The organism is Aeromonas sp. 600282 (assembly GCF_049175755.1).
GTDB classification, from domain to species: Bacteria; Pseudomonadota; Gammaproteobacteria; order Enterobacterales; family Aeromonadaceae; genus Aeromonas; species Aeromonas veronii_A.
In genome coordinates, this window is sequence record NZ_JAAKVR010000004.1 from 104153 (window position 1) to 124214 (window position 20062).

Genomic DNA, 20062 nt, shown 5'->3' on the forward strand with positions numbered 1-20062 from the left:
GACTGTAAGAGGCTGGCGCTTTGAGCCGTACGCGAAGCCATGCCAGAATGATCGAACTTTCCCGTGAAACTAAATAAATAACTGATATTAAAGGGTTAGTTTTTAAGTTTGTTTTTTGGGATGAGAGCTGCATCGGATCTTTATCATCGGATGGCCCTTGTTCGGGGGGCGCATTTCCTTAGTATTGGTCTCACAAGGACGGAGCTGGTCCGGCAGGATGCAGGGCAGCGCATAAAGATGGAATAGTCCGCAGGATGTGGACAAGGAACACCTCAGGATGAGCTCGATAATCAGGATGATTATCGTTACGGATGAATAAAGGAACACCGCGGGATGCGGCAGGACACTCTCGGGATGGGAGTAGAACGAACGGAACCTCGTTCTTCAGGATGAACAGGACCTCGCCGGATGCGAGAGGAATACTTCAGGATGAAGTGAGATAACCCGGATGGTTATCTGTCAGGAAGACGCAAGGAACCCCACAGGACGTGGTAATGGACACCTCCAGGATGGAGACAGGGAAGCAGTTCAGGATGAATTGCCAGGCCAGGAACGCCGCAGGACACGCCAACGGATTGGAAAGGGGATATTCCAAAGGATTAGGATAACGTCAGGGATTGCAGGGAGCATTGCAGTTCTACGGACAGGACGACACGACTCTAGGGGACGGCTACCGCCGTCCCCTTTTCTTTATGGTTTGTCCGAGAGATTGCCGCGCTGGGCGGCGTTGACGATCTCTTGCAGGCGCTGACGAATGTCGACCATGCCAAACACGCCAAATATCAGCACAGTGACAAACTCGGCCTTGGTGACAGCGAAGTAGCGTTTGCAAGCTGCCTTGATCATGCTGGCCTGCAGCCAGTGCAGCAGGGCGACGATCACGCCGCAGACCGGCAGAAAGCCGTTGAGTTTGCCGGGCAGCGGGGCAATCAGGCTCATCAGCACACCAAACCAGAAGAACAATATCAGCCCCATCGCCAACAGATTAAAGACTCGCTTCATTGTTTACCTCCCTTAGATAGAGTTGATAGCAGACCTGACCGGCTTGTTTGTCCTTGAGTAGTTGCCAGCTGGCGGGCAGCGCCAGATCGGCCATCTCCTTCTCCCGCTCCAGATAGATGAGGGCGTCCGCTGCCAGCCAGCCGCGCTGCTCCAGCAGTTCGCACACTTGCGGCAGCAGCTCGCGGCGAAACGGCGGATCGAGGAACACCAGATCAAACGGCGTGGCCGGGCCTTGCAGCCAGCTCACTGCATCTGACTGGATCACCTGACCCTGACTGCTGCCGAGAGCGGTCAGGTTCTTCTTGATCTGGTCGGCGGCCCCTTTGTCCATTTCGATCAGGGTCACCTGCTCGGCATAGCGCGACAGCGCCTCCAGTCCGAGTCCGCCGCTGCCGGCAAACAGATCCAGGCAGCGGGTGCCGCGAATATGGGGGGCCAGCCAGTTGAAGATGGTTTCCTTGACGCGATCCGTGGTGGGTCTGAGCCCCTCCACATCCTTGACCGGCAATTTGCGGCCTCGCCACTGGCCGCTGATGATTCTTACAAAGCCCGATTTTCCTTGCGGGGCAGGACTCTTGCTCGGGTTGCTACGGCTGGATTTCACTCTGGGCATCGCGTTTCATCGTCAGAAAATAAAGTGGTAGTATAAGGCGGTTCATTTTTATGCCGACCCGCCAAGGGACGGCTATCTTAGCAGTCAGCCTTTGATGTGAGTATTTTTAGATGGCAAAAGGTTTGTTTTCCTGGCTGGGTTTCGGCCGCAAGAAAGAAGAGGCTGAGGCTGTCCAACCACAGACACCCCAAGCCACCCCCGTTACCGTTGAGCCCGAGGTCACTGCTACCCCCGCTCCCGTTTCCGATACCACTGTTTCCGATAGTACGCCGGCCGTTGCCCCCGAAGTGCCTGCCAGCGCACAGAATTCCGTTTTGCAAGATGATTGCTGCCTGCCGACCGAGCTGGACGACCACGGCCCACTGGTGGTGGAGGAGTGCGCTTCCGATTTGGAGCCGGTGATCGTCAACGAAGCGCTGATCGCCGAAGAGGAGCGTGCCGCTGAAGCCGCTCGCTCTGCCGCCGAAGCTCGCGCCGCAGAAGAATCTCGCATTGCCGCCGAGGCTCGCGTCGCGGAAGAATCTCGCATTGCCGCCGAGGCTCGCGCTGCAGAGGAGGCTCGTATTGCCGCCGAAGCCCGTGCTGCGGAAGAGGCTCGTATTGCCGCTGAAGCCCGTGCGGCTGAAGAGGCTCGTATTGCTGCTGAAGCTCGCGCTGCGGAAGAGGCTCGTATTGCTGCCGAAGCCCGTGCTGCGGAAGAAGCTCGCATTGCTGCTGAAGCTCGCGCCGCGGAAGAAGCTCGCATTGCCGCTGAAGCTCAGGCTGCGGAAGAAGCCCGTATCGCCAAAGAGGCCCAGCGAGCGGAAGATATGCGCCTGGTCGCCGCGATGGAGGCTGAGGCTGCCGCACTGGCTGCCCTGCCGTTGGCCGCCAAGGTGGACGACGACACCCAGGACAAACCGCAGCGGGAGGGCTTCTTTGCTCGCCTCAAACGCAGTCTGGTTCGCACCAAGGAGAATATCGGTTCCGGTTTCTTCGGCCTGTTCCGTGGCAAGAAGATCGACGATGAGCTGTTTGAAGAGCTGGAAACCCAGCTGCTGACCGCCGATCTCGGTGTGGATACCACCACTCGTATCATCGAGGGGCTGGTGCAGCACGCGGATCGCAAGCAGCTCAAGGATGCCGAGGCGCTCTACGGTTTGCTCAAACAGGATATGGGCGAGATGCTGGCCAAGGTCGAGCAGCCGCTGATGATCGACACCAGCAAGAAGCCTTACGTGATCCTGATGGTCGGCGTGAATGGCGTCGGCAAGACTACCACCATCGGCAAGCTGGCCAAGCAGTTCCAGGCTGAAGGCAAGAGCGTGATGCTGGCAGCGGGTGACACCTTCCGTGCCGCTGCGGTCGAGCAGCTGCAGGTATGGGGCCAGCGCAACAACATTCCAGTGATTGCCCAGCATACCGGTGCCGACTCCGCCTCCGTTATTTATGACGCCATCGAGGCCGCCCGCTCCCGCGGGGCTGACGTGCTGATCGCCGACACAGCCGGTCGCCTGCAGAACAAGAGCAACCTGATGGAAGAGCTCAAGAAGGTAGTACGGGTGATGAAGAAGCTGGATGAAGAGGCCCCCCACGAGATCATGCTGACGCTGGATGCCGGCACCGGCCAGAACGCCCTGAGCCAGGCCAAGCTGTTCAGCGAGGCGGTTGGCCTGACCGGCATCACCCTCACCAAGCTGGATGGCACCGCCAAGGGCGGCGTCATCTTCGCGGTGGCCGACAAGTTCCAGATCCCGATCCGCTATATCGGGGTGGGCGAGGGGATCGACGATCTGCGTCCCTTCGTTGCCAACGATTTCATCGAGGCGCTCTTCAGCCGCGATGAGTCAGCTCAGCCGTGATGATTAAGTGTTCCATACCCCGACTTCGGTCGGGGTTTGTCAATGTCAGGGAACCGTTATGATTCGTTTTGACAAGGTCAGCAAGGTATACAGCGGCGGCCATCAGGCGCTGCAAAAGGTCAGCTTTCACCTGCGCAAGGGAGAGATGGCCTTTCTGACCGGGCACTCGGGGGCGGGCAAGAGTACCCTCCTCAAACTGATCAGCGTGATGGAGCGTCCGACCGATGGTCGCGTCTTCTTTCATGGTGATGATGTCAGCCATATCCAGCGCAGCCAGATCCCCTATGTTCGCCGCCAGATCGGGATGATCTTTCAGGATCACCGCCTGCTGATGGACCGCACCGTGTTCGACAACGTAGCGCTGCCGCTGGTGATCGATGGTTACAGCCATGCGGACATCAACAAGCGGGTGGCGGCGGCATTGGACAAGGTAGGGTTGCTCGGCAAGGAGCGTTACCAGCCGCGGATGCTCTCCGGGGGTGAACAGCAGCGGGTCGGCATCGCCCGTGCCATCGTCAACAAGCCGCCGCTGCTGCTGGCGGATGAACCGACCGGCAACCTGGATCCCCAGCTCTCCATGGATATCATGCGGCTATTTCAGGAGTTCAACAATTTTGGGGTCTCTGTACTGATTGCTACTCACGATCTGGGGCTGATCGCCCGCATGCGCTATCGCACCCTGACCCTCAAGGCGGGTCGCATGTATTCGGCCGGGGAGGAGCTCTGATGGCTATCGTTCGTCACAAGCAGCCGCCGCTGCGTCGTCTGATGATGTACGGGGTTGACCATGTGCGGCAGGCGTTTGCCAGTCTCGGGGAGCTGTGGCGAAATCCGCTCGCCTCCCTGATGACGCTGGCGGTGCTCGGTGTCAGTCTGGCGTTGCCCTCCTGCTTCCACGTATTGTTGAAAAACGCCGAGGTGGTGGAGGGGAGCTGGCAGAACAGCTCCCAGATCTCCCTCTATCTGCGCAAGGATCTGCCGGAGCAGAGCATTCTCGATCTGCAGCACAGGATCCTGCTCTATCCCGAGGTGGATTCGGTCACCTACCTGAGCCGTGACGATGCGTTGCGGGAGTTTCGCGAGATCTCCGGTTTCGGCGATGCCCTCGATTATCTGGACAGCAACCCGCTACCGCCGGTGCTGAGCGTCATTCCGGATCCGCGCTGGCAGAATCCGGAAGGGGCCGCCGAGTTGCTCGGCAAGCTAAACAATGAGGATGGGGTCGAGCAGGGCAAGCTGGATCTGCAGTGGCTGACCCGCCTGCAGGGGATCATGAACCTGCTGCGTCACACCATTACCGGTATCGCCGTGCTGCTGCTCTCCGCCGTGCTGCTGATCGTCGGCAACACCCTGCGTCTCAACATCCTCAACCAGCGTTCAGAGATCGAGGTGCTCAAGCTGGTGGGGGCAACCGATGCCTTCATCCATCGCCCTTTCCTCTATACCGGCATCTGGTTCGGGGTGATCGGCGGCATGCTGGCATGGTGGCTGACCGAGGTGATGGTGATCTGGAGCGAAGGGGTGGTGAAGGAGCTTGCGGGCTTGTATAACAGTAACTTCCGGCTGGTTGGCATGGGTCTGGTAGATGGGGTGAACCTGATCCTGCTGGGGGCCTTGCTGGGGCTGATTGCTTCCTGGTTTTCGGTTCATCGTCACATTCGAGATATAGAGCCATCCTGATTAATTTATTATCAAAGTAAATCGCTGGATTTTGAGAGGTGGATCAAGTAAAAGAGGCTCCGTTTCTGGCTTGGCCCCCATAGTCAGAGTATTCTGAATAACAATGATCTTCCGGATCTTCGCTAGATCCAGTGAACCTTCTGATTTATAAGCAGTCTATTAAAGCTGAAGCATTTATACGGGTGTGGCCCCTCTGCCTTGCTCGTCAGACTTGGCAAGCATGTGAAGGTTGCGAGCTCCGCAACAATGGACTTAGCATGCTACTTTTCGGGGGTCCTTCATTGTGACCCCCTTTTTTTGACTGTTCATTCATGATTCATCCTGCAGGCTTAAGATAAGCCGGTCTAAAACTGGGCATGTTCTTTGATACACGCCGCAGAATGGCATCCGGTCAGTAGACAGACCCTCTCAGGGTGTTAGACTGATTTGATTGAAAAGTAAGAGGTAACAGATGGGAACTTCATTGCAGCGCACTATGGCTCTGATTCCGCAAGGTAGTCTGGAAGGCTATATCCAGGCAGTAAACTCTATTCCTGTGCTGAGCGCAGAGGAAGAGCGTGAACTGGCTGAGCGTTTGCAGCAGGATGGCGATCTCGAGGCTGCTCGTCAGCTGGTTATGTCGCACCTGCGCTTTGTCGTTCATGTCGCCAAGAGTTATGCCGGTTACGGCCTGCCTCAGGCCGATCTGGTTCAGGAAGGCAACATCGGCCTGATGAAGGCGGTCAAGCGCTTCGACCCGACGGTCGGCGTGCGTCTGGTCTCCTTTGCAGTGCACTGGATCAAAGCCGAAATCCACGAATATGTCCTGCGCAACTGGCGCATGGTCAAGGTGGCGACCACCAAGGCCCAGCGCAAGCTCTTCTTCAACCTGCGCAAATCCAAAAAACGTCTGGGCTGGCTGAACCACGAAGAGGTTCAGGCCGTGGCGGCCGATCTCGGCGTCTCTGCCGCTGACGTGACCGAGATGGAAGCGCGGATGGCCAACTACGATCAGGCGTTCGATCTGGTTGGTGATGATGAAGAAGAGGGCGGTTTCGCTCCGGTTCACTATCTGGAGGATAAATCCTCCGATCTGGCCGCGACCATCGAGAATGACAACTGGGACGATCATGCCACCCGTCGTCTGAGCTCTGCCCTCGCCACCCTGGATGAGCGCAGTCAGCACATCATCCGCGCCCGCTGGCTCGATGATGACAGCAAGACCACTCTGCAGGAGCTGGCCGATACCTACGGCGTCTCTGCCGAGCGTGTGCGTCAGCTTGAGAAAAACGCACTCAAGAAGCTGAAAGATGCCATGGAAGCCTGATGCTTCCTCTCATAAAAACAGGGCCTGATGGCCCTGTTTTTGTTTCGCAAGGATCTGGTCGGCCTTGCTTTGGTTACCCTTGAGTGTGTTATGTTGCCGCCACTGCCACATTAGGGAGAGCAGAAGTGAAACTGTTGAACGACCTGTTTACCAACAACCGTGAGTGGGCCGAACGGATCAAAGCCGAAGATCCCGCTTTCTTTGCCACCCTTTCTGCCCAGCAGGCCCCCGAATACCTCTGGATCGGTTGTTCCGACAGCCGGGTCCCCGCCAACCAGCTGATGGGGTTGCTGCCGGGGGATGTCTTCGTCCACCGCAACGTCGCCAATCTGGTTGTACATACCGATTTCAACTGCCTCTCCGTGCTGCAATACGCGGTAGAAGTGCTCAAGGTGAAGCACATCATCGTCTGCGGTCACTATGGCTGCGGCGGCGTCAAGGCCGCGATGCAGAATCAGGAGCTGGGTCTCATCGACAACTGGCTGCGCAACATCAAGGATGTCTACTTCAAATATGGTGAAGAGCTCGAGGCCATCGAGGATGAGCACGAGCGCTTCGACTACCTGTGCGAGCTGAACGTGGCCGAACAGGTCGCCAACGTCTGCCACACCACCATCATCCAGAACGCCTGGCGCAAGGGGCAGGAACTGGCGGTGCATGGCTGGATCTACGGGATCAAGGATGGTCTGCTGCACGATCTCGATCTCTGCATCAGCGGCCCGGATCAGATCCCCGACGTCTACCGCGCCTGGCCGGATATGCGTCCGCCCCACCGTCGGCGCTAGGGAGCTTCATGGTGGCGCCAGCCCTCTATCTGCAGATCAAGCAGCACATTCTGGACGGGATCCGCGAACGCCACTATCAGGCGGGGGACAGGATCCCGACCGAAGCGGCCCTGTGCGAGCAGTTCACCGTGAGCCGGATGACGGTCAACCGGGCGTTGCGGGAACTGGTGGCTGAGGGGTGGCTGGTGCGTACCGCCGGTTCCGGCAGCTTCGTGGCGGACAGGCGAACCGAATCGCCGTTGCTGGCCATTCGCAACATCGCTGACGAGATCGCCGAGCGTGGCGGCGAGTACAGTGCCCGGGTGATCCGGCTGCAGCGGCTGGCCGCCGACGAGAAGGTGGCGGTACAACTGGGGCTGCGGGTAGGTGCCCCTATCTTTCACAGCCTGATCGTCCATCAGGCTGATGGTGAGCCGTTGCAGCTGGAGGAGCGCTTCGTCGATGCCGGGCGCTTGCCGGGCTATGGCGAGCAGGATTTTACCCAACAGACCCCCAACCGCTATCTGATGGATGTCTGCCCCCTCTCCGAGATGGAGCACGTGGTGGAAGCCGTGTTGCCGAGCGCCGGTGAGGCGGGATTGTTGCAGATCCGCGTAGATTCCCCTTGCCTGTTGTTGCACAGACGCACCTGGTCGGAGGGGCATCTGGTCTCCTATGCCCGTTTGCTCTCCCCCGGTTCCCGTTACAAGCTCAGCTCCAAGACTCAGCTGGAGTAAATGTCTATACAACTCGATTTTGCAAAGCCCACCTCCTGGTGGGCTTTTTTGTGCTTAAACTCTAAGTTTGATGCTGTTATCAGGATGTGAACTTCGCTCTTCCTTTCGTCATAGAGATCGACTATAAGAATATGTATATACATTTGAGGTCGCTATGAACAAGGAACTGTTGAACTGCGAGCGGGTCTGGCTCAACGTGACGCCCGCTACCCTGAATGATGAGCTGGCCGACTACGGTCTGCTGCCGCTCCATGCCATTGGCGTAAAGGATGGCAAGATCCATGCGCTGGTGCCGATGGCCGAGTTGAAGGGGCCGTATCCCGCTCACTGGCAGGATATGCAGGGCAAGCTGGTCACCCCCGGCCTTATCGATTGTCACACCCATCTGGTCTTTGCTGGCAGCCGTGCCGAGGAGTTCGAACTGCGCCAGCAGGGAGTGCCCTATGCCGAGATCGCCCGTCGGGGCGGCGGCATCATCAGCACGGTGCGCGCCACCCGCGAGGCCTGCGAGGATCAGCTCTTTGAGCTGGCGCTGCCGAGGGTGAAATCCCTGATCCGGGAAGGGGTCACCACGGTGGAGATCAAGTCCGGCTATGGCCTGACGCTGGATGACGAACTCAAGATGCTGCGGGTGGCCCGCCGACTGGGAGAGGCGTTGCCGATCCGGGTCAAGACCACTCTGCTGGCGGCCCATGCGGTGCCGCCTGAATATCGCGACGATCCCGACAGCTGGGTCGAGACCATCTGTCAGGAGATTATCCCGGCCGCCGCCGAGGCGGGTCTGGCCGATGCGGTGGATGTCTTCTGCGAGCACATCGGCTTCTCGTTGGCCCAAACCGAGCAGGTCTATCTGGCGGCGGATCAATATGGCCTGCCGGTGAAGGGGCATATGGATCAGCTCTCCAATCTCGGTGGCAGCACCCTCGCAGCCAACTTTGGCGCCCTCTCGGTGGATCATCTGGAGTATCTGGATCCGGAAGGGATCCTGGCGCTGGCCCACCGTGGCGTGGTCGCCACCCTGCTGCCCACCGCCTTCTACTTCCTCAAAGAGACCAAGCTGCCGCCGGTTGCCGCCTTGCGCAAGGCGGGGGTGGCGATGGCGGTCTCCTCCGACATCAACCCGGGTACCGCACCCATCGTCTCGTTGCGGATGGCGATGAACATGGCCTGCACCCTGTTTGGCCTGACCCCGCTGGAGGCCATGGTCGGGGTGACCCGTCACGCCGCCAAAGCGCTTGGCGAGCAGGATCGCCTTGGTCAGCTCAGGGTCGGCATGGCAGCCGATTTCCTGATCTGGCACTGCGTCCATCCGGCCGAGCTGAGTTACATGGTCGGCGTCGATCAGCTGGCAGGCCGCATCTTCAACGGCGAGGAGACCCTACATGGATAAGTTCAACCCGATCGATATGTCGCTCTGGCAAGGGCGGCAGGATCCGGAAGATGGCGAATTGGCCCTGCGTTGGCACGACAAGGTGCAGCCCTGGACCGCCGGAGCACAAGACGCTGCCGGTGTGGTACTGCTCGGTTTTGCCTGCGATGAAGGGGTTCGCCGCAACAAGGGGCGTGTCGGCGCCGCCGGTGCGCCGCAAGCGGTGCGCAAGCTGCTGGCCAACACCGCCTGGCATCTGAGTCGCCCCGTCTATGATGGTGGGGATGTGAGCTGTACCGATGGCAATCTCGACGCCGCCCACGGCCATCTGGCCGAGCGGGTCGCCGCTGCGCTCGATTTGGGCCACTTCCCGCTGGTGCTGGGGGGCGGCCACGAGGTGGCTTTCGGCAGCTGGAGCGGCCTTAACCGTCATCTGGGTGGCAGTGGCAAGGTCGGCATTATCAACCTCGATGCTCACTTTGACCTGCGCATGAAGCAAGAGCAGGCCAGCTCCGGCACCCCCTTCTTCCAGATCGCCGAGCAGTGCGCCGCTCAGGGCACACCGTTTCGCTACGCCTGCCTCGGGGTGGCCGAGACCGCCAATACCCAGGCGCTGTTTGCACGGGCCGACGAGTTGGGGGTCTGGTATGTGAAAGATGAAGCCATGAGCGAGCGTGCTCTGCCCACCTTGCTAAGCGGGCTGGATACCTTTATCGCCGATTGTGATCACCTCTATCTGACCATCGATCTCGACGTGCTGCCCGGCAACCTGATGCCGGGAGTGAGTGCTCCCGCCGCCCGTGGTGTGGAGCTGGCGGTGATCGAACCACTGATCGCCCATATCCGGGCCAGCGGCAAGCTCAGGCTTGCCGATCTGGCCGAGTACAACCCGACGCTGGATCAGGACAATCGCAGTGCCCGCGTGGCCGCGCGACTGGTTCATCTGTTGACCCGTTAACCCTTTGGCCACCCATCGCCGAAGGCACCCTATTGATACAACAAGGAGTGTGTATGTCTGTGCAACAGCAGGATCCCCGTCATGATCCGAACCGCGTGATCCGTGCCCCGCGCGGCACCGAACTGACCGCCAAGAGCTGGCTCACCGAAGCTCCGCTGCGGATGCTGATGAACAACCTGGATCCCGAGGTGGCCGAGCATCCCCAGTCACTGGTGGTCTATGGCGGCATCGGTCGCGCCGCCCGCAACTGGGCCTGCTTTGACAAGATCGTCGAGGTGCTGACCCGGCTCGAGGAGGATCAGACCCTGCTGGTGCAATCCGGCAAGCCGGTCGGGGTGTTCCAGACCCACAAGGATGCGCCGCGGGTGCTGATCGCCAACTCCAACCTGGTGCCGCACTGGGCCAACTGGGAGCACTTCAACGAGCTCGATAAGAAGGGCTTGATGATGTACGGCCAGATGACTGCGGGTTCGTGGATCTACATCGGCACCCAGGGGATCGTGCAGGGCACCTACGAGACCTTCTTTGCGGTGGCCAACCAGCACTTCAACGGCGAACCCAAAGGGCGCTGGATCCTGACCGGTGGTCTCGGCGGCATGGGCGGCGCCCAGCCGCTGGCCGCCACCATGGCCGGCTTCTCGATGATCGCAGTGGAGTGCGACGAAACCCGCATCGATTTTCGTCTGCGCACCCGTTATGTGGACAAGAAGGCCCACAGTCTGGATGAGGCGCTGGCCATGGTCGAGGAGGCCAAACAGAGCGGCAGCGCCATCTCCATCGGCCTGCTCGGCAACGCCGCTGACGTGTTCGCCGAACTGGTGGCTCGTGGCATCACCCCGGATGTGGTGACCGACCAGACCTCCGCCCACGACCCGGTTCACGGCTACCTGCCGCAGGGTTGGAGCGTGGCAAAGTGGCGCGAGCTGCAACAGAGTGCCCCGCAGGAGGTGAATCTGGCTGCTCGTCGCTCCATGGCCCGTCAGGTGGAGGCGATGTTGACCCTGCAAGAGCGCGGCGCGGCGACTCTGGATTACGGCAACAACATCCGCCAGATGGCGCTTGAGGAGGGGGTGAAAAATGCCTTCGACTTCCCCGGCTTCGTCCCCGCCTACATTCGCCCGCTGTTCTGCGAGGGGATTGGGCCGTTCCGCTGGGTGGCCCTCTCCGGCGATCCGGAAGATATCTACAAGACAGATCAGAAGGTGAAAGAGCTGATCCCGGATGATCCTCACCTGCACAACTGGCTCGACATGGCCCGCGAGCGCATCGCGTTTCAGGGACTGCCGGCGCGGATCTGCTGGGTCGGGGTCAAGGATCGGGTGCGGCTCGGTCTGGCCTTCAACGAGATGGTGAAAAACGGCGAGCTGAAAGCCCCCATCGTCATCGGTCGCGACCATCTGGATTCCGGCTCGGTGGCGAGCCCGAACCGCGAGACCGAAGCCATGATGGATGGCTCCGATGCCGTCTCCGACTGGCCGCTGCTCAACGCTCTGCTCAACACCGCTGGCGGCGCGACTTGGGTCTCTCTGCACCACGGCGGCGGGGTCGGCATGGGCTTCTCCCAGCACTCCGGCGTGGTGATCGTCTGCGACGGCTCCGATGACGCGGCCCGCCGCGTCGGTCGGGTATTGCGCAACGATCCGGCCACCGGGGTGATGCGCCACGCGGATGCCGGCTACGAGATTGCCATCAACTGTGCCCATGAGGCGAAACTAGATCTGCCGATGATTGACGGCGCCAACGGTGTCAAAGGAAAGGTGTAACACCATGTTTGAATTGACTATTACTCCTGGCGAGCTGGATCTTGCCACCCTGCGCCGCGTCAGCCGCGAGCCGGTACATGTTTCACTGGATCCGGCCGCCCTGCCGGAGATCCACGCCTCAGCTGCTGTGGTTACCAAGGTGATCGAACAGAACCGGGTGGTGTATGGCATCAACACCGGCTTTGGTCTGTTGGCCAACACCCGCATTCCGGTGGAGCAGCTGGACGAGCTTCAGCGCTCCATCGTGCTCTCCCATGCCGCTGGCATCGGCGAATACATGGATGACGCCACTGTACGGTTGATGATGGTGCTCAAACTCAACTCGCTGGCGCGGGGCTTCTCCGGCATCCGGCTGACGGTGCTTGAGGCCCTGATGACCCTCATCAACGCCGAAGTCTATCCGGTGGTGCCGAAGAAGGGCTCCGTCGGCGCCTCCGGCGATCTGGCGCCGCTGGCCCATATGAGCTGCTTGCTGATCGGTGAAGGCAAGGCCCGCCACAAGGGCGAGCTGATCGACGCCGCCACTGCGCTGAAAATTGCCGGGCTGGAGCCCATCGCGCTGGCACCCAAAGAAGGATTGGCGCTGCTCAACGGCACCCAGGCGAGCACCGCCTTCGCGCTGGAAGGGCTGTTCCACGCCGAGGATCTCTACGCCGGTGCCATCACCATAGGTGCCATGAGCGTGGAGGCCGCGTTGGGCAGCCGCCGTCCATTCGATGCTCGCATCCACGTGGTGCGTGGTCAGCGTGGCCAGATCGACGCGGCCACCTGCTATCGCCACCTGCTGGTGGATGGCAGCGAGATCGGCATGTCCCATCACAACTGCGAGAAGGTGCAGGATCCCTACTCATTGCGCTGCCAGCCGCAGGTGATGGGTGCCTGCCTGACCCAGATCCGTCAGGCCGCCGAGGTGCTGGTGTGCGAGGCCAACGCGGTCTCCGACAACCCGCTGGTGTTTGCCGAGGATGAAGACATCCTCTCCGGCGGCAACTTCCACGCCGAGCCGGTGGCCTTCGCCGCCGATAATCTGGCGCTGGCCATCGCCGAAATCGGCTCCCTTTCAGAGCGGCGCATGGCACTGCTGATTGACTCTCGGATGTCCGGTCTGCCGGCGTTTCTGGTCAACAACGGCGGGGTCAACTCCGGCTTTATGATCGCTCAGGTCACCTCGGCGGCGCTGGCCTCCGAGAACAAGACTTTGGCCCATCCCGCCTCGGTGGATAGCCTGCCTACGTCGGCCAATCAGGAGGATCACGTCTCCATGGCGACCTTCGCCGGCCGCCGGCTTGCCGATATGGCCGAGAACACCCGTGGCATTCTGGCTGTCGAACTTCTGGCGGCAGCGCAAGGACTGGATTTTCGTGCTCCCCTGCGCAGTACCGAGCTGATCGAGCTGGCCAAGGGACGACTGCGGGCAGAGGTGAGCTTCTACGACAAGGACAGGTACTTCGCGCCGGATATCGAGGCGGCCGCCGCCCTGCTGGGCCGTGCCAGCTACAACGACCTGATCCCGGCCGGGGTGCTGCCCAGCCTGTAAGCCTTGATCCCCCTTCTCCCCTGGCGGGAGAAGGGTAGGGGATGAGGGGGACGCCGCTTCACAGGCGCCGGTGAGAGCCGGGAGCAGATGACAAAAGACCGCCCAATCGGGCGGTCTTTGCGTTTCTGACGTTGGTTGAACGCGGTTATTCGTGTTCGAACATCAGGAACAGATAAACCACGAACAACACCAGATGGGTCGCACCATGGAGCACATTGGTGCGGCCGCTGCTGAAGGTTACTTTACAGACCATCAAAGTCGTGACCAGCAGCACCATATCGGCGGGGGAGAGGCCGAGGCGTACCTCCTGATCCAGCATGGAGCCGATAAAGAGCACGGCAGGCACGGTGAGGGCGATGGTGGCCAGCACCGAGCCGAAGTAGAGGTTCATTGCCCGCTGCAGCTGGTTGTTGAAGGCGGCTTTGATGGCGCCGACTGCTTCGGGGGCGAGCACGATGCAGGCGACGATAAAGCCGCCCAGTGCGGCGGGTGCTTCCATCACATGCACCCCGTAGTTGATGGGGATGGCCAGGGTCTTGGCCAGCAGGATTACCACCAGCAGGTAGGCGAGCAGCAGGATGGTGTGATAGACGTTGCTCTGCAGCGGGCCGTGGTGCTCCTCATAATCCTCGTGATCGCTGTCGACGAAGAAGTGGCTGTGGCTGCGGGTCTGGATCAGCAGAAAGACCCCGTAGAGCAGGATCGAGATGATGATCAGCATCCACGACATGGCGCGCGACATACTGCCGATTGCACCACCCTCGGTGAAGTTGGGCAGCACCAGACAGAGCAGGGCGAGCGGGATGATGGCCACCAGATAGGATTTCACCCCGTCCAGATTGAAGCTCTGGGTGTGGTAGCGCCAGCCGCCAAACAGCAGGGTGAAGCCCACCAGACCGGTACTCACCAGCATCACTACCGCAAACATGGTATCGCGGGCCATGGTGGGGTTGGGCTCACCGGTCAGCATCACCGAGGAGATCATCACCACCTCCAGCGAGATGACCGAGAGGGTGAGGATCAGGGTGCCGAAGGGCTCGCCCAGCTTGATGGCGAGGGCATCGGAGTGGCGCACCACCGAGAAGATGGCCCAGGTGACGATGGCCAGTAGTGCCGCCGAAACCGGAAGATAGATCCCGAGCGGAGTTGTCTCTGTCAGCAGGTCGCTCCCGATCGTCTTGAAAAAGAGCAGGGTCAGCAGGCCGACGGGCAGGGCAATCTCTTGCCGGATAAATGTCTTCATAGGCAATGGTTCTCATCTCGGGACGGCGCTGGCCGACAGGGATTGATGGGAGGCGTACGTGAAGGTGCTCACGGTAGCCGAATGCTTATGATAAGGGTTCCATCCTCTCAGGGGCAGATCATTTTGTTGCTGAATGTAAATGGTGGTTCAAGGGCGATGAGCCAGGTCGTGGCAGAGGCTTTGGGAGTGTCAGCCTCTGTGCAAAAGGGTGCGTGTGCTCCCGGTGGGGGGAGCCCTGCCAGCGCTGGCCTGTGCAATATCGGTGTCAGCTCTCTTGCGAATATTGTGGAGGCCATGTCTGCTGCCAGATGGCAAGATCTGCCAGCGCCATGGGCCTGCCAAAGACGTAACCCTGGATCAGATAGACGCCGTGTTGCCGCAAGTAATCAACCTGTTCCCGCGTCTCAACCCCTTCCGCAATCATCTCCATGCCTGATTCCAGGCCAAACGTGATGATGGCATCCAGCACGCTGCGTTTGAGGTCGTTGGTGCCTATGGTATCGACGAACATCTTGTCGATCTTGATCTGGCGGATCCCGAGGCTCTGCAGGTAGGCAAAACCACCGTAGCCGGTACCGAAATCATCCAGTTTGAAGTGATATCCCATCTGCTGCAACAGGGTGATCTCCTCGGTAGCGGCTTTGATGTCGAGGATCGGCTTGCGTTCTGTCAGCTCGAAGGTAAGGCGCTCGGGCGAAGGGTTATGGTGTTCACTCAACATGTTGCGCAGCAAGGGTTGTTCGATATGGGTGGCCATCAGATTGACACTGATCCACTGCTCTGGTGGCAACAGCGGCAGATCCGTGATCACCTGCTCCAGCAACTGCCTGGTGATAGGCAGGATAAGTCCCTGATCTTCAGCATATTCGATGAAAGCGCTCGGGGGGATCAGCTCGTGTCCACGTTGCCAGCGTAGCAGCGCCTCAAAACCGGCAACCTGCCAGGTTCGAAGATCCACCACGGGTTGATAGAAGGGGATGAACTCCTGGCGCACCAATCCGGCCTGCAATAGCCCCTTGAGCGAGCGGCGATAGTTTCGCAGCGACCAGTAAGCGGTCACCAGCAGCAGGCCCAGGATAGTGCCGCTCCAGAGTGCGATTCGTCTGACTTGCTCGCGAGCATACAGGTCCAGTGCAGAACCGGCCCAGATGGTTTGTCGGGTCAGTTTGTCCTGATCAAAGAAGCTCAGGCTGCGGCTGCCCTCTTCCAGCTTGATGGTCCGGTCACCGCGCGGGAAGCGGGGGGTCATCGCTGCGGGATCCCGCTGGCTGAACTCCAGATAGAAACAGTCACTGCAGGGGAGCTGTAGCAGATCGTGGCTCCAGCTGTTATCGAGCACCCAGTAGGCAATGTTGCCGCCGTTTTTGTAGTAGGCAACCATCTCCTGTTCCGTATTGAAACTGGCCGTTGTAGCAGTCAGCCCCAGTTTGTCGGGGAGGGCGCCATCCTGGTTGGCGTTTTTGATGAGCGAAATACCCACACCCAGGCTTGAGCAGCTTTTCCCTGATGCCAGTTCCAGCCCCTGCAGACGAATATGGGTGTTGTAAAAGCGGGGATCCCGCAGCAGTGCCATGTCGTTGGCACCACAATCGAAATCAAACAGCGTCAGCTGCTCGCTCATGGCCTTGTCCAGCGTGTGATGGCGTATCGCCATGGCTCGCTTTATCTCGGCCACCTTCTGCTCAAGCAGGTGGTTGGCCATCGGTTTTGTTAGCCACAGACCGACGGACTGGCTTGCCAGGATGGGCAAGAGCAGTAGCAGTACAGTGATCCAGAGGGGGGGGATGCGTAACAAGGGCGCCTGCCAGTTTCACGAGACACAAATGGGTCAAGCCATCATAGTGCATTAGTACAATCAATTTGAGATCTACTTGTCACACTTATTGGATGATTTTTTAAATGTATGATTTTAAATGTTTTTATTATTAACCTTGAAAAGATTCAATCGCTGACCTGTCATAAATGACAATTGCTCAACTTATCCGAACTGCTTTAGAGTACCCCTGCGGTTTGACTCACCGTGTGTTCAATACTCCTGTATCTGTTTTTTGTCAGTAGCACAGAGTGTTAGTTTTGATATGAGTGTTCCTTTTGGTCCCTTTTGAGGGACCATTTTTCTGTCTGCTATCTTCCCCTGCTCCACCTGTGTACCTTCCTTGGTATTCTCCCGCTGCTTTGGGTATGCTGCCCCGCTTAAATTACAGAAGCGGGATCCCCGTCCATAGTGATGGCCACAGCGCCACTGCTACCATGAACTCCAATGGATGATGCCGGGCACACGGAAAGGCACATGAAACTCACAACACATCTTGTCTCGTTTATTACCTTGTGCGTGATCGCTGCCATGGCGACCGTGCTGATTGGCGGGGTGTTCAGCTTTCGCGAGCTGGGCATGGAGTTGCAGCAAAAGAAGGTCGATGCGCTGGTCGAGGTGATCGACAAGCAACTCGACGTTGCTCACGGTATGGAGGATATGAGCCGCTGGTTGCCCACCTTGCTGCGGGCGGCTCATGTGGTGGAGCTGGAGGTGCGCCAGAATGACCAGCGGGTCTACTGGTTCCGTGACGTACAGCGTCCGGTTGATGAACCGCTGCTGGTGCCATACAGCCATCCGCTGCCCCATCAGGCTGGCATGCAGGCCAGCTTCAAGCTGGAGCGCCCCTTCAAGGAGGCGGAATACTCCATCAAGGCGATGTCGGGCATCTCGTTCGGGATCTTCATCGTGGTGTTCGGTCTCTGGTACTCCATCCGCTGGTTGCGTCAGCAGTTGCGCGGCGCCGAGCTGCTGGGCATTCGCGCCCAGCTGATCCTCGATGACAAGCTCTCCAAACTGAGCCATGACCCCGTCGAAGAGTGGCCGGTGGCCGCCAGTCAGGCCCTCGATCATCTGCTCGCCGAGCTGGCGGATGCCCGCAAGGAGCGCAGCCGCTTCGACAACTTCATTCGCAGCAACGCCTTCGTCGACAAGATGACCGGCATCGGCAACCGCCTCTTCTTCGATAACCGGCTCGAGAGCGCTATCATGGAGGCGAGCGTGATGAGTGGCGGTGTCTTGCTGATTGAACTCGCCTGTCTGGAAGAGCTGGAAGCGGAGCAGTTCGAGCTGCAGGGGCATGATCTGCTGCTGGAGGCGAGCGCCGTGATCAGTGCTTTTGTGCGCAAGCATAACGGTGCCTTGCAGGCTCGTTATGCCGGACATGTCTTTGCGGTATTGTTGCCCAACATGTCGGAGAGCGAGATGGTGGACAGTGCCAGCCAGCTGCTCAAGAGTCTGCAACGGCTACACTGGCCGCAGCAGGTCAATCCGGAGACGGCCATCTATATCGGGGCTGTCTGCTACCAGGCGCAAGACACTCTGCTCAAGGTGCAGGAGGAGGCCGAGCTGGCCCTCAAGAGTGCACGTCTGCAGGGGCACAACGGCTGGTTCCTCTACGAGAAGCAGCTGGACGAGGAGCAGAGCAGCAAGGGGACGGTGCGCTGGCGCACCCTCATCAGTCGCCGTCTTGAAGAGCAGGGGATCGATTTTTATACCCAACCGGTCCAGCAGGATCGGGATCAGGTGGTACTGCAGCAGGATCTGCTCACCTATATCCACGATGAGCAGGGGAGGGAACTGCAAGCAGGGATCTTCATGCCAATGGCGGAGAAGGTGGGCCTGCTGCTGCAACTGGATCGGCTGGTGGCGGAGCAAACGCTGGTGTTGCTGCGCCAGCGTTCCGAGCAGAGCTGTTCCATCACTCTGACCCTGAGTGCCCAGAGTCTGCTCAACCGCGAGTTCCAGCGCTGGCTCTTCTTCGCCCTGTTCCAGCTGCCGCGCAGCACCAACGAGCGGTTGATCCTGCAGCTCTCGGAGGCTCAGGTCACACGCCACTTCGAAGCACTCAAGCGGCCGCTGCGCTCCCTGCGGATGCTGGGCTGCCAGCTGGCCATCGATCATGCTGGCCAGGATGTGGTGAGCACCCAGTACATCAAGGAGTTCGAGATCAACTTCCTCAAGCTGCACCCCAGCCTGGTGCGGGAGATTCACGCCCGACAGGTGAACCAGATGGCGGTCCGCAGTCTGGTGGGGGGCTGCGCCAATACCCGTACCCGGGTGCTGGCGGTGGGGGTAGAGAGTGGCGATGAGTGGAAGATGCTGCGCCACCTCGGGGTGCATGCCGGGCAGGGGCCCTGGTTTGCCGAGCCACGCCGGTTGGTGCAGGAGCCGGCTGGTGATTGAGATAAACAAGAGAGGGTCGTCGTGGGGCGACCCTCTCTCGTTTTCGGTTGCCGTCAGGCGGGGCTCACAGTCGCCCCTGCTCCCGCAGTCCGGCCAATCCCTGCATGCCGCCGGTATGGATAAAGACAATCTTGCTGCCGGGGGCGATGCGGCCCGCAGCCAGCTCGCGAAACAGCCCCCACATCGCCTTGCCGCTGTAGATGGGCTCCAAAGGCAGACCTGTTTCGGCGCTGAAATCTTGAACCCACTGCCAGAGGGCCGGGCTGAATTTGGCGTAGCCACCATCGTGGTGATCGAGTGCGACCCGCCAGCCGGGGATGCTGGCGGCAGCGGGATGGAGGCGACACACCTCGTCAGCGATAAAGCCGCCTCCTTTCAGTACCGCAATGGCGAGGATCTGCTCCCGGTCCTGTTTGCCAGCGATTAGGCCCGCCAGGGTGCCGCCGCTGGCACAGGGCAGTACCCAGAGATCCGGCGAGAAGGGTACCTCGCCGACCAGTTCGGCAACCCCGGGGATAGCCAGCGGGCTGCTGCCCCCTTCCGGCACGATCAGGGTATCGGGTGCATCGAATTGGGCCAGCCAGTCGGGATCCTGGCGACGGCGGTAACTCTGGCGGTCGACGAAAACGAGATCCATACCCCAGCGTCTGGCATCCCTCAGGGTGGTATTGCTGACGGCATCAGATTCGCCCCGTATGATACCGGTAGTTCGAAGGCCAGATTGGCACCCTGCTGCTGCCAGTGCATGGATGTGATTGGAGTAGGCGCCGCCAAACGAGAGTAGATGCCGTTTGCCGTGCTCTCTGGCATGAAGCAGGTGGTATTTGAGCTTGCGCCACTTGTTGCCGGAGATGGTCGGATGGATCAGATCATCCCGCTTGCACCAGAGTTCGACGCCGTAGCGGGTCAGCAACGGGTGGTGGAGGGGGTGCAGGGGGGAGGGCAGGATAGCTGACCCCTCTGGCTCGGCTGGAAGGCTGGCTTGCAATGGTGAGTCCGTCTTTTATATAGAGGCTAATCTGCTGTTTAT

16 protein-coding genes are annotated in these 20062 nt (G+C 59.8%); 11 read left to right on the forward strand and 5 right to left on the reverse strand.

Translation table 11 applies throughout. The annotated features are described in order from the left end of the window. Positions 1 to 690: 690 nt before the first annotated feature. Positions 691 to 1002, reverse strand: a complete 312-nt coding sequence (locus tag G5137_RS06055) for a DUF1145 domain-containing protein (protein ID WP_042052536.1) — start codon at positions 1000 to 1002, stop codon at positions 691 to 693. Then, positions 986 to 1615 (reverse strand): 16S rRNA (guanine(966)-N(2))-methyltransferase RsmD, encoded by a 630-nt coding sequence (gene rsmD / locus G5137_RS06060; protein ID WP_124930360.1) that lies wholly within the window; start codon positions 1613 to 1615, stop codon positions 986 to 988. Before rsmD ends, G5137_RS06055 begins: the two co-directional genes overlap by 17 nt. Before the next feature lie 110 nt (positions 1616 to 1725). Between rsmD and ftsY the strand changes: the two genes are divergently transcribed. From ftsY to hutH, 10 genes are all read left to right on the forward strand, one after another. After that, positions 1726 to 3456: a signal recognition particle-docking protein FtsY gene (gene ftsY, locus G5137_RS06065; RefSeq protein ID WP_421255069.1), complete on the forward strand. Its 1731-nt coding sequence runs from the start codon at positions 1726 to 1728 to the stop codon at positions 3454 to 3456. Between the two features lie 58 nt (positions 3457 to 3514). Beyond that, complete coding sequence (gene ftsE, locus G5137_RS06070) at positions 3515 to 4183, forward strand: cell division ATP-binding protein FtsE (RefSeq protein WP_005339995.1); 669 nt, start codon at positions 3515 to 3517, stop codon at positions 4181 to 4183. Next, positions 4183 to 5136: a permease-like cell division protein FtsX gene (ftsX, locus tag G5137_RS06075; RefSeq protein WP_005342860.1), complete on the forward strand. Its 954-nt coding sequence runs from the start codon at positions 4183 to 4185 to the stop codon at positions 5134 to 5136. Before ftsE ends, ftsX begins: the two co-directional genes overlap by 1 nt. A 451-nt stretch (positions 5137 to 5587) precedes the next feature. Continuing rightward, positions 5588 to 6442: an RNA polymerase sigma factor RpoH gene (rpoH, locus tag G5137_RS06080; protein ID WP_005339997.1), complete on the forward strand. Its 855-nt coding sequence runs from the start codon at positions 5588 to 5590 to the stop codon at positions 6440 to 6442. 125 nt (positions 6443 to 6567) lie between these two features. Then, complete coding sequence (can, locus tag G5137_RS06085; protein WP_005339998.1) at positions 6568 to 7227, forward strand: carbonate dehydratase; 660 nt, start codon at positions 6568 to 6570, stop codon at positions 7225 to 7227. Between the two features lie 11 nt (positions 7228 to 7238). Then, entirely contained in the window at positions 7239 to 7943 is a 705-nt protein-coding gene (gene hutC, locus G5137_RS06090) for a histidine utilization repressor (protein WP_041202413.1), read from the forward strand. A gap of 154 nt (positions 7944 to 8097) precedes the next feature. Next, positions 8098 to 9333 carry an imidazolonepropionase gene (gene hutI, locus G5137_RS06095; protein WP_254204238.1) on the forward strand — a complete coding sequence of 412 codons (1236 nt, stop codon included), beginning with the start codon at positions 8098 to 8100 and terminating at the stop codon, positions 9331 to 9333. Continuing rightward, the gene (hutG, locus tag G5137_RS06100) at positions 9326 to 10270 is read left to right on the forward strand and encodes a formimidoylglutamase (protein ID WP_216952736.1); all 945 of its coding nucleotides are present in this window, start codon (positions 9326 to 9328) and stop codon (positions 10268 to 10270) included. Before hutI ends, hutG begins: the two co-directional genes overlap by 8 nt. Before the next feature lie 53 nt (positions 10271 to 10323). Then, the gene (gene hutU / locus G5137_RS06105) at positions 10324 to 12033 is read left to right on the forward strand and encodes a urocanate hydratase (RefSeq protein WP_216952737.1); all 1710 of its coding nucleotides are present in this window, start codon (positions 10324 to 10326) and stop codon (positions 12031 to 12033) included. A gap of 4 nt (positions 12034 to 12037) precedes the next feature. Beyond that, positions 12038 to 13570: a histidine ammonia-lyase gene (hutH, locus tag G5137_RS06110; protein ID WP_216952738.1), complete on the forward strand. Its 1533-nt coding sequence runs from the start codon at positions 12038 to 12040 to the stop codon at positions 13568 to 13570. Positions 13571 to 13715: 145 nt separating this feature from the next. Here the strand turns inward: hutH and G5137_RS06115 are convergent, their stop codons facing one another. After that, positions 13716 to 14813, reverse strand: coding sequence for a calcium:proton antiporter (locus G5137_RS06115; protein ID WP_216952739.1), 1098 nt, complete (start codon positions 14811 to 14813; stop codon positions 13716 to 13718). 265 nt (positions 14814 to 15078) lie between these two features. After that, positions 15079 to 16608, reverse strand: coding sequence for an EAL domain-containing protein (locus G5137_RS06120; protein ID WP_421208893.1), 1530 nt, complete (start codon positions 16606 to 16608; stop codon positions 15079 to 15081). Positions 16609 to 17103: 495 nt separating this feature from the next. Between G5137_RS06120 and G5137_RS06125 the strand changes: the two genes are divergently transcribed. Next, entirely contained in the window at positions 17104 to 19032 is a 1929-nt protein-coding gene (locus tag G5137_RS06125; RefSeq protein ID WP_421255070.1) for an EAL domain-containing protein, read from the forward strand. 64 nt (positions 19033 to 19096) lie between these two features. Here the strand turns inward: G5137_RS06125 and G5137_RS06130 are convergent, their stop codons facing one another. After that, complete coding sequence (locus G5137_RS06130) at positions 19097 to 20020, reverse strand: 1-aminocyclopropane-1-carboxylate deaminase/D-cysteine desulfhydrase (protein ID WP_216952742.1); 924 nt, start codon at positions 20018 to 20020, stop codon at positions 19097 to 19099. Positions 20021 to 20062: the final 42 nt, after the last annotated feature.

Coding starts and splice junctions, on each gene's coding strand:
- ftsY (WP_421255069.1), top strand. CDS start 1,726: ATGGCAAAAGGTTTGTTTTCCTGGCTGGGTTTCGGCCGCAAGAAAGAA.
- hutU (WP_216952737.1), top strand. CDS start 10,324: ATGTCTGTGCAACAGCAGGATCCCCGTCATGATCCGAACCGCGTGATC.
- hutH (WP_216952738.1), top strand. CDS start 12,038: ATGTTTGAATTGACTATTACTCCTGGCGAGCTGGATCTTGCCACCCTG.
- hutG (WP_216952736.1), top strand. CDS start 9,326: ATGGATAAGTTCAACCCGATCGATATGTCGCTCTGGCAAGGGCGGCAG.
- rsmD (WP_124930360.1), bottom strand. CDS start 1,615: ATGCCCAGAGTGAAATCCAGCCGTAGCAACCCGAGCAAGAGTCCTGCC.
- G5137_RS06055 (WP_042052536.1), bottom strand. CDS start 1,002: ATGAAGCGAGTCTTTAATCTGTTGGCGATGGGGCTGATATTGTTCTTC.
- rpoH (WP_005339997.1), top strand. CDS start 5,588: ATGGGAACTTCATTGCAGCGCACTATGGCTCTGATTCCGCAAGGTAGT.
- ftsE (WP_005339995.1), top strand. CDS start 3,515: ATGATTCGTTTTGACAAGGTCAGCAAGGTATACAGCGGCGGCCATCAG.
- hutI (WP_254204238.1), top strand. CDS start 8,098: ATGAACAAGGAACTGTTGAACTGCGAGCGGGTCTGGCTCAACGTGACG.
- G5137_RS06115 (WP_216952739.1), bottom strand. CDS start 14,813: ATGAAGACATTTATCCGGCAAGAGATTGCCCTGCCCGTCGGCCTGCTG.
- ftsX (WP_005342860.1), top strand. CDS start 4,183: ATGGCTATCGTTCGTCACAAGCAGCCGCCGCTGCGTCGTCTGATGATG.
- G5137_RS06125 (WP_421255070.1), top strand. CDS start 17,104: ATGAAACTCACAACACATCTTGTCTCGTTTATTACCTTGTGCGTGATC.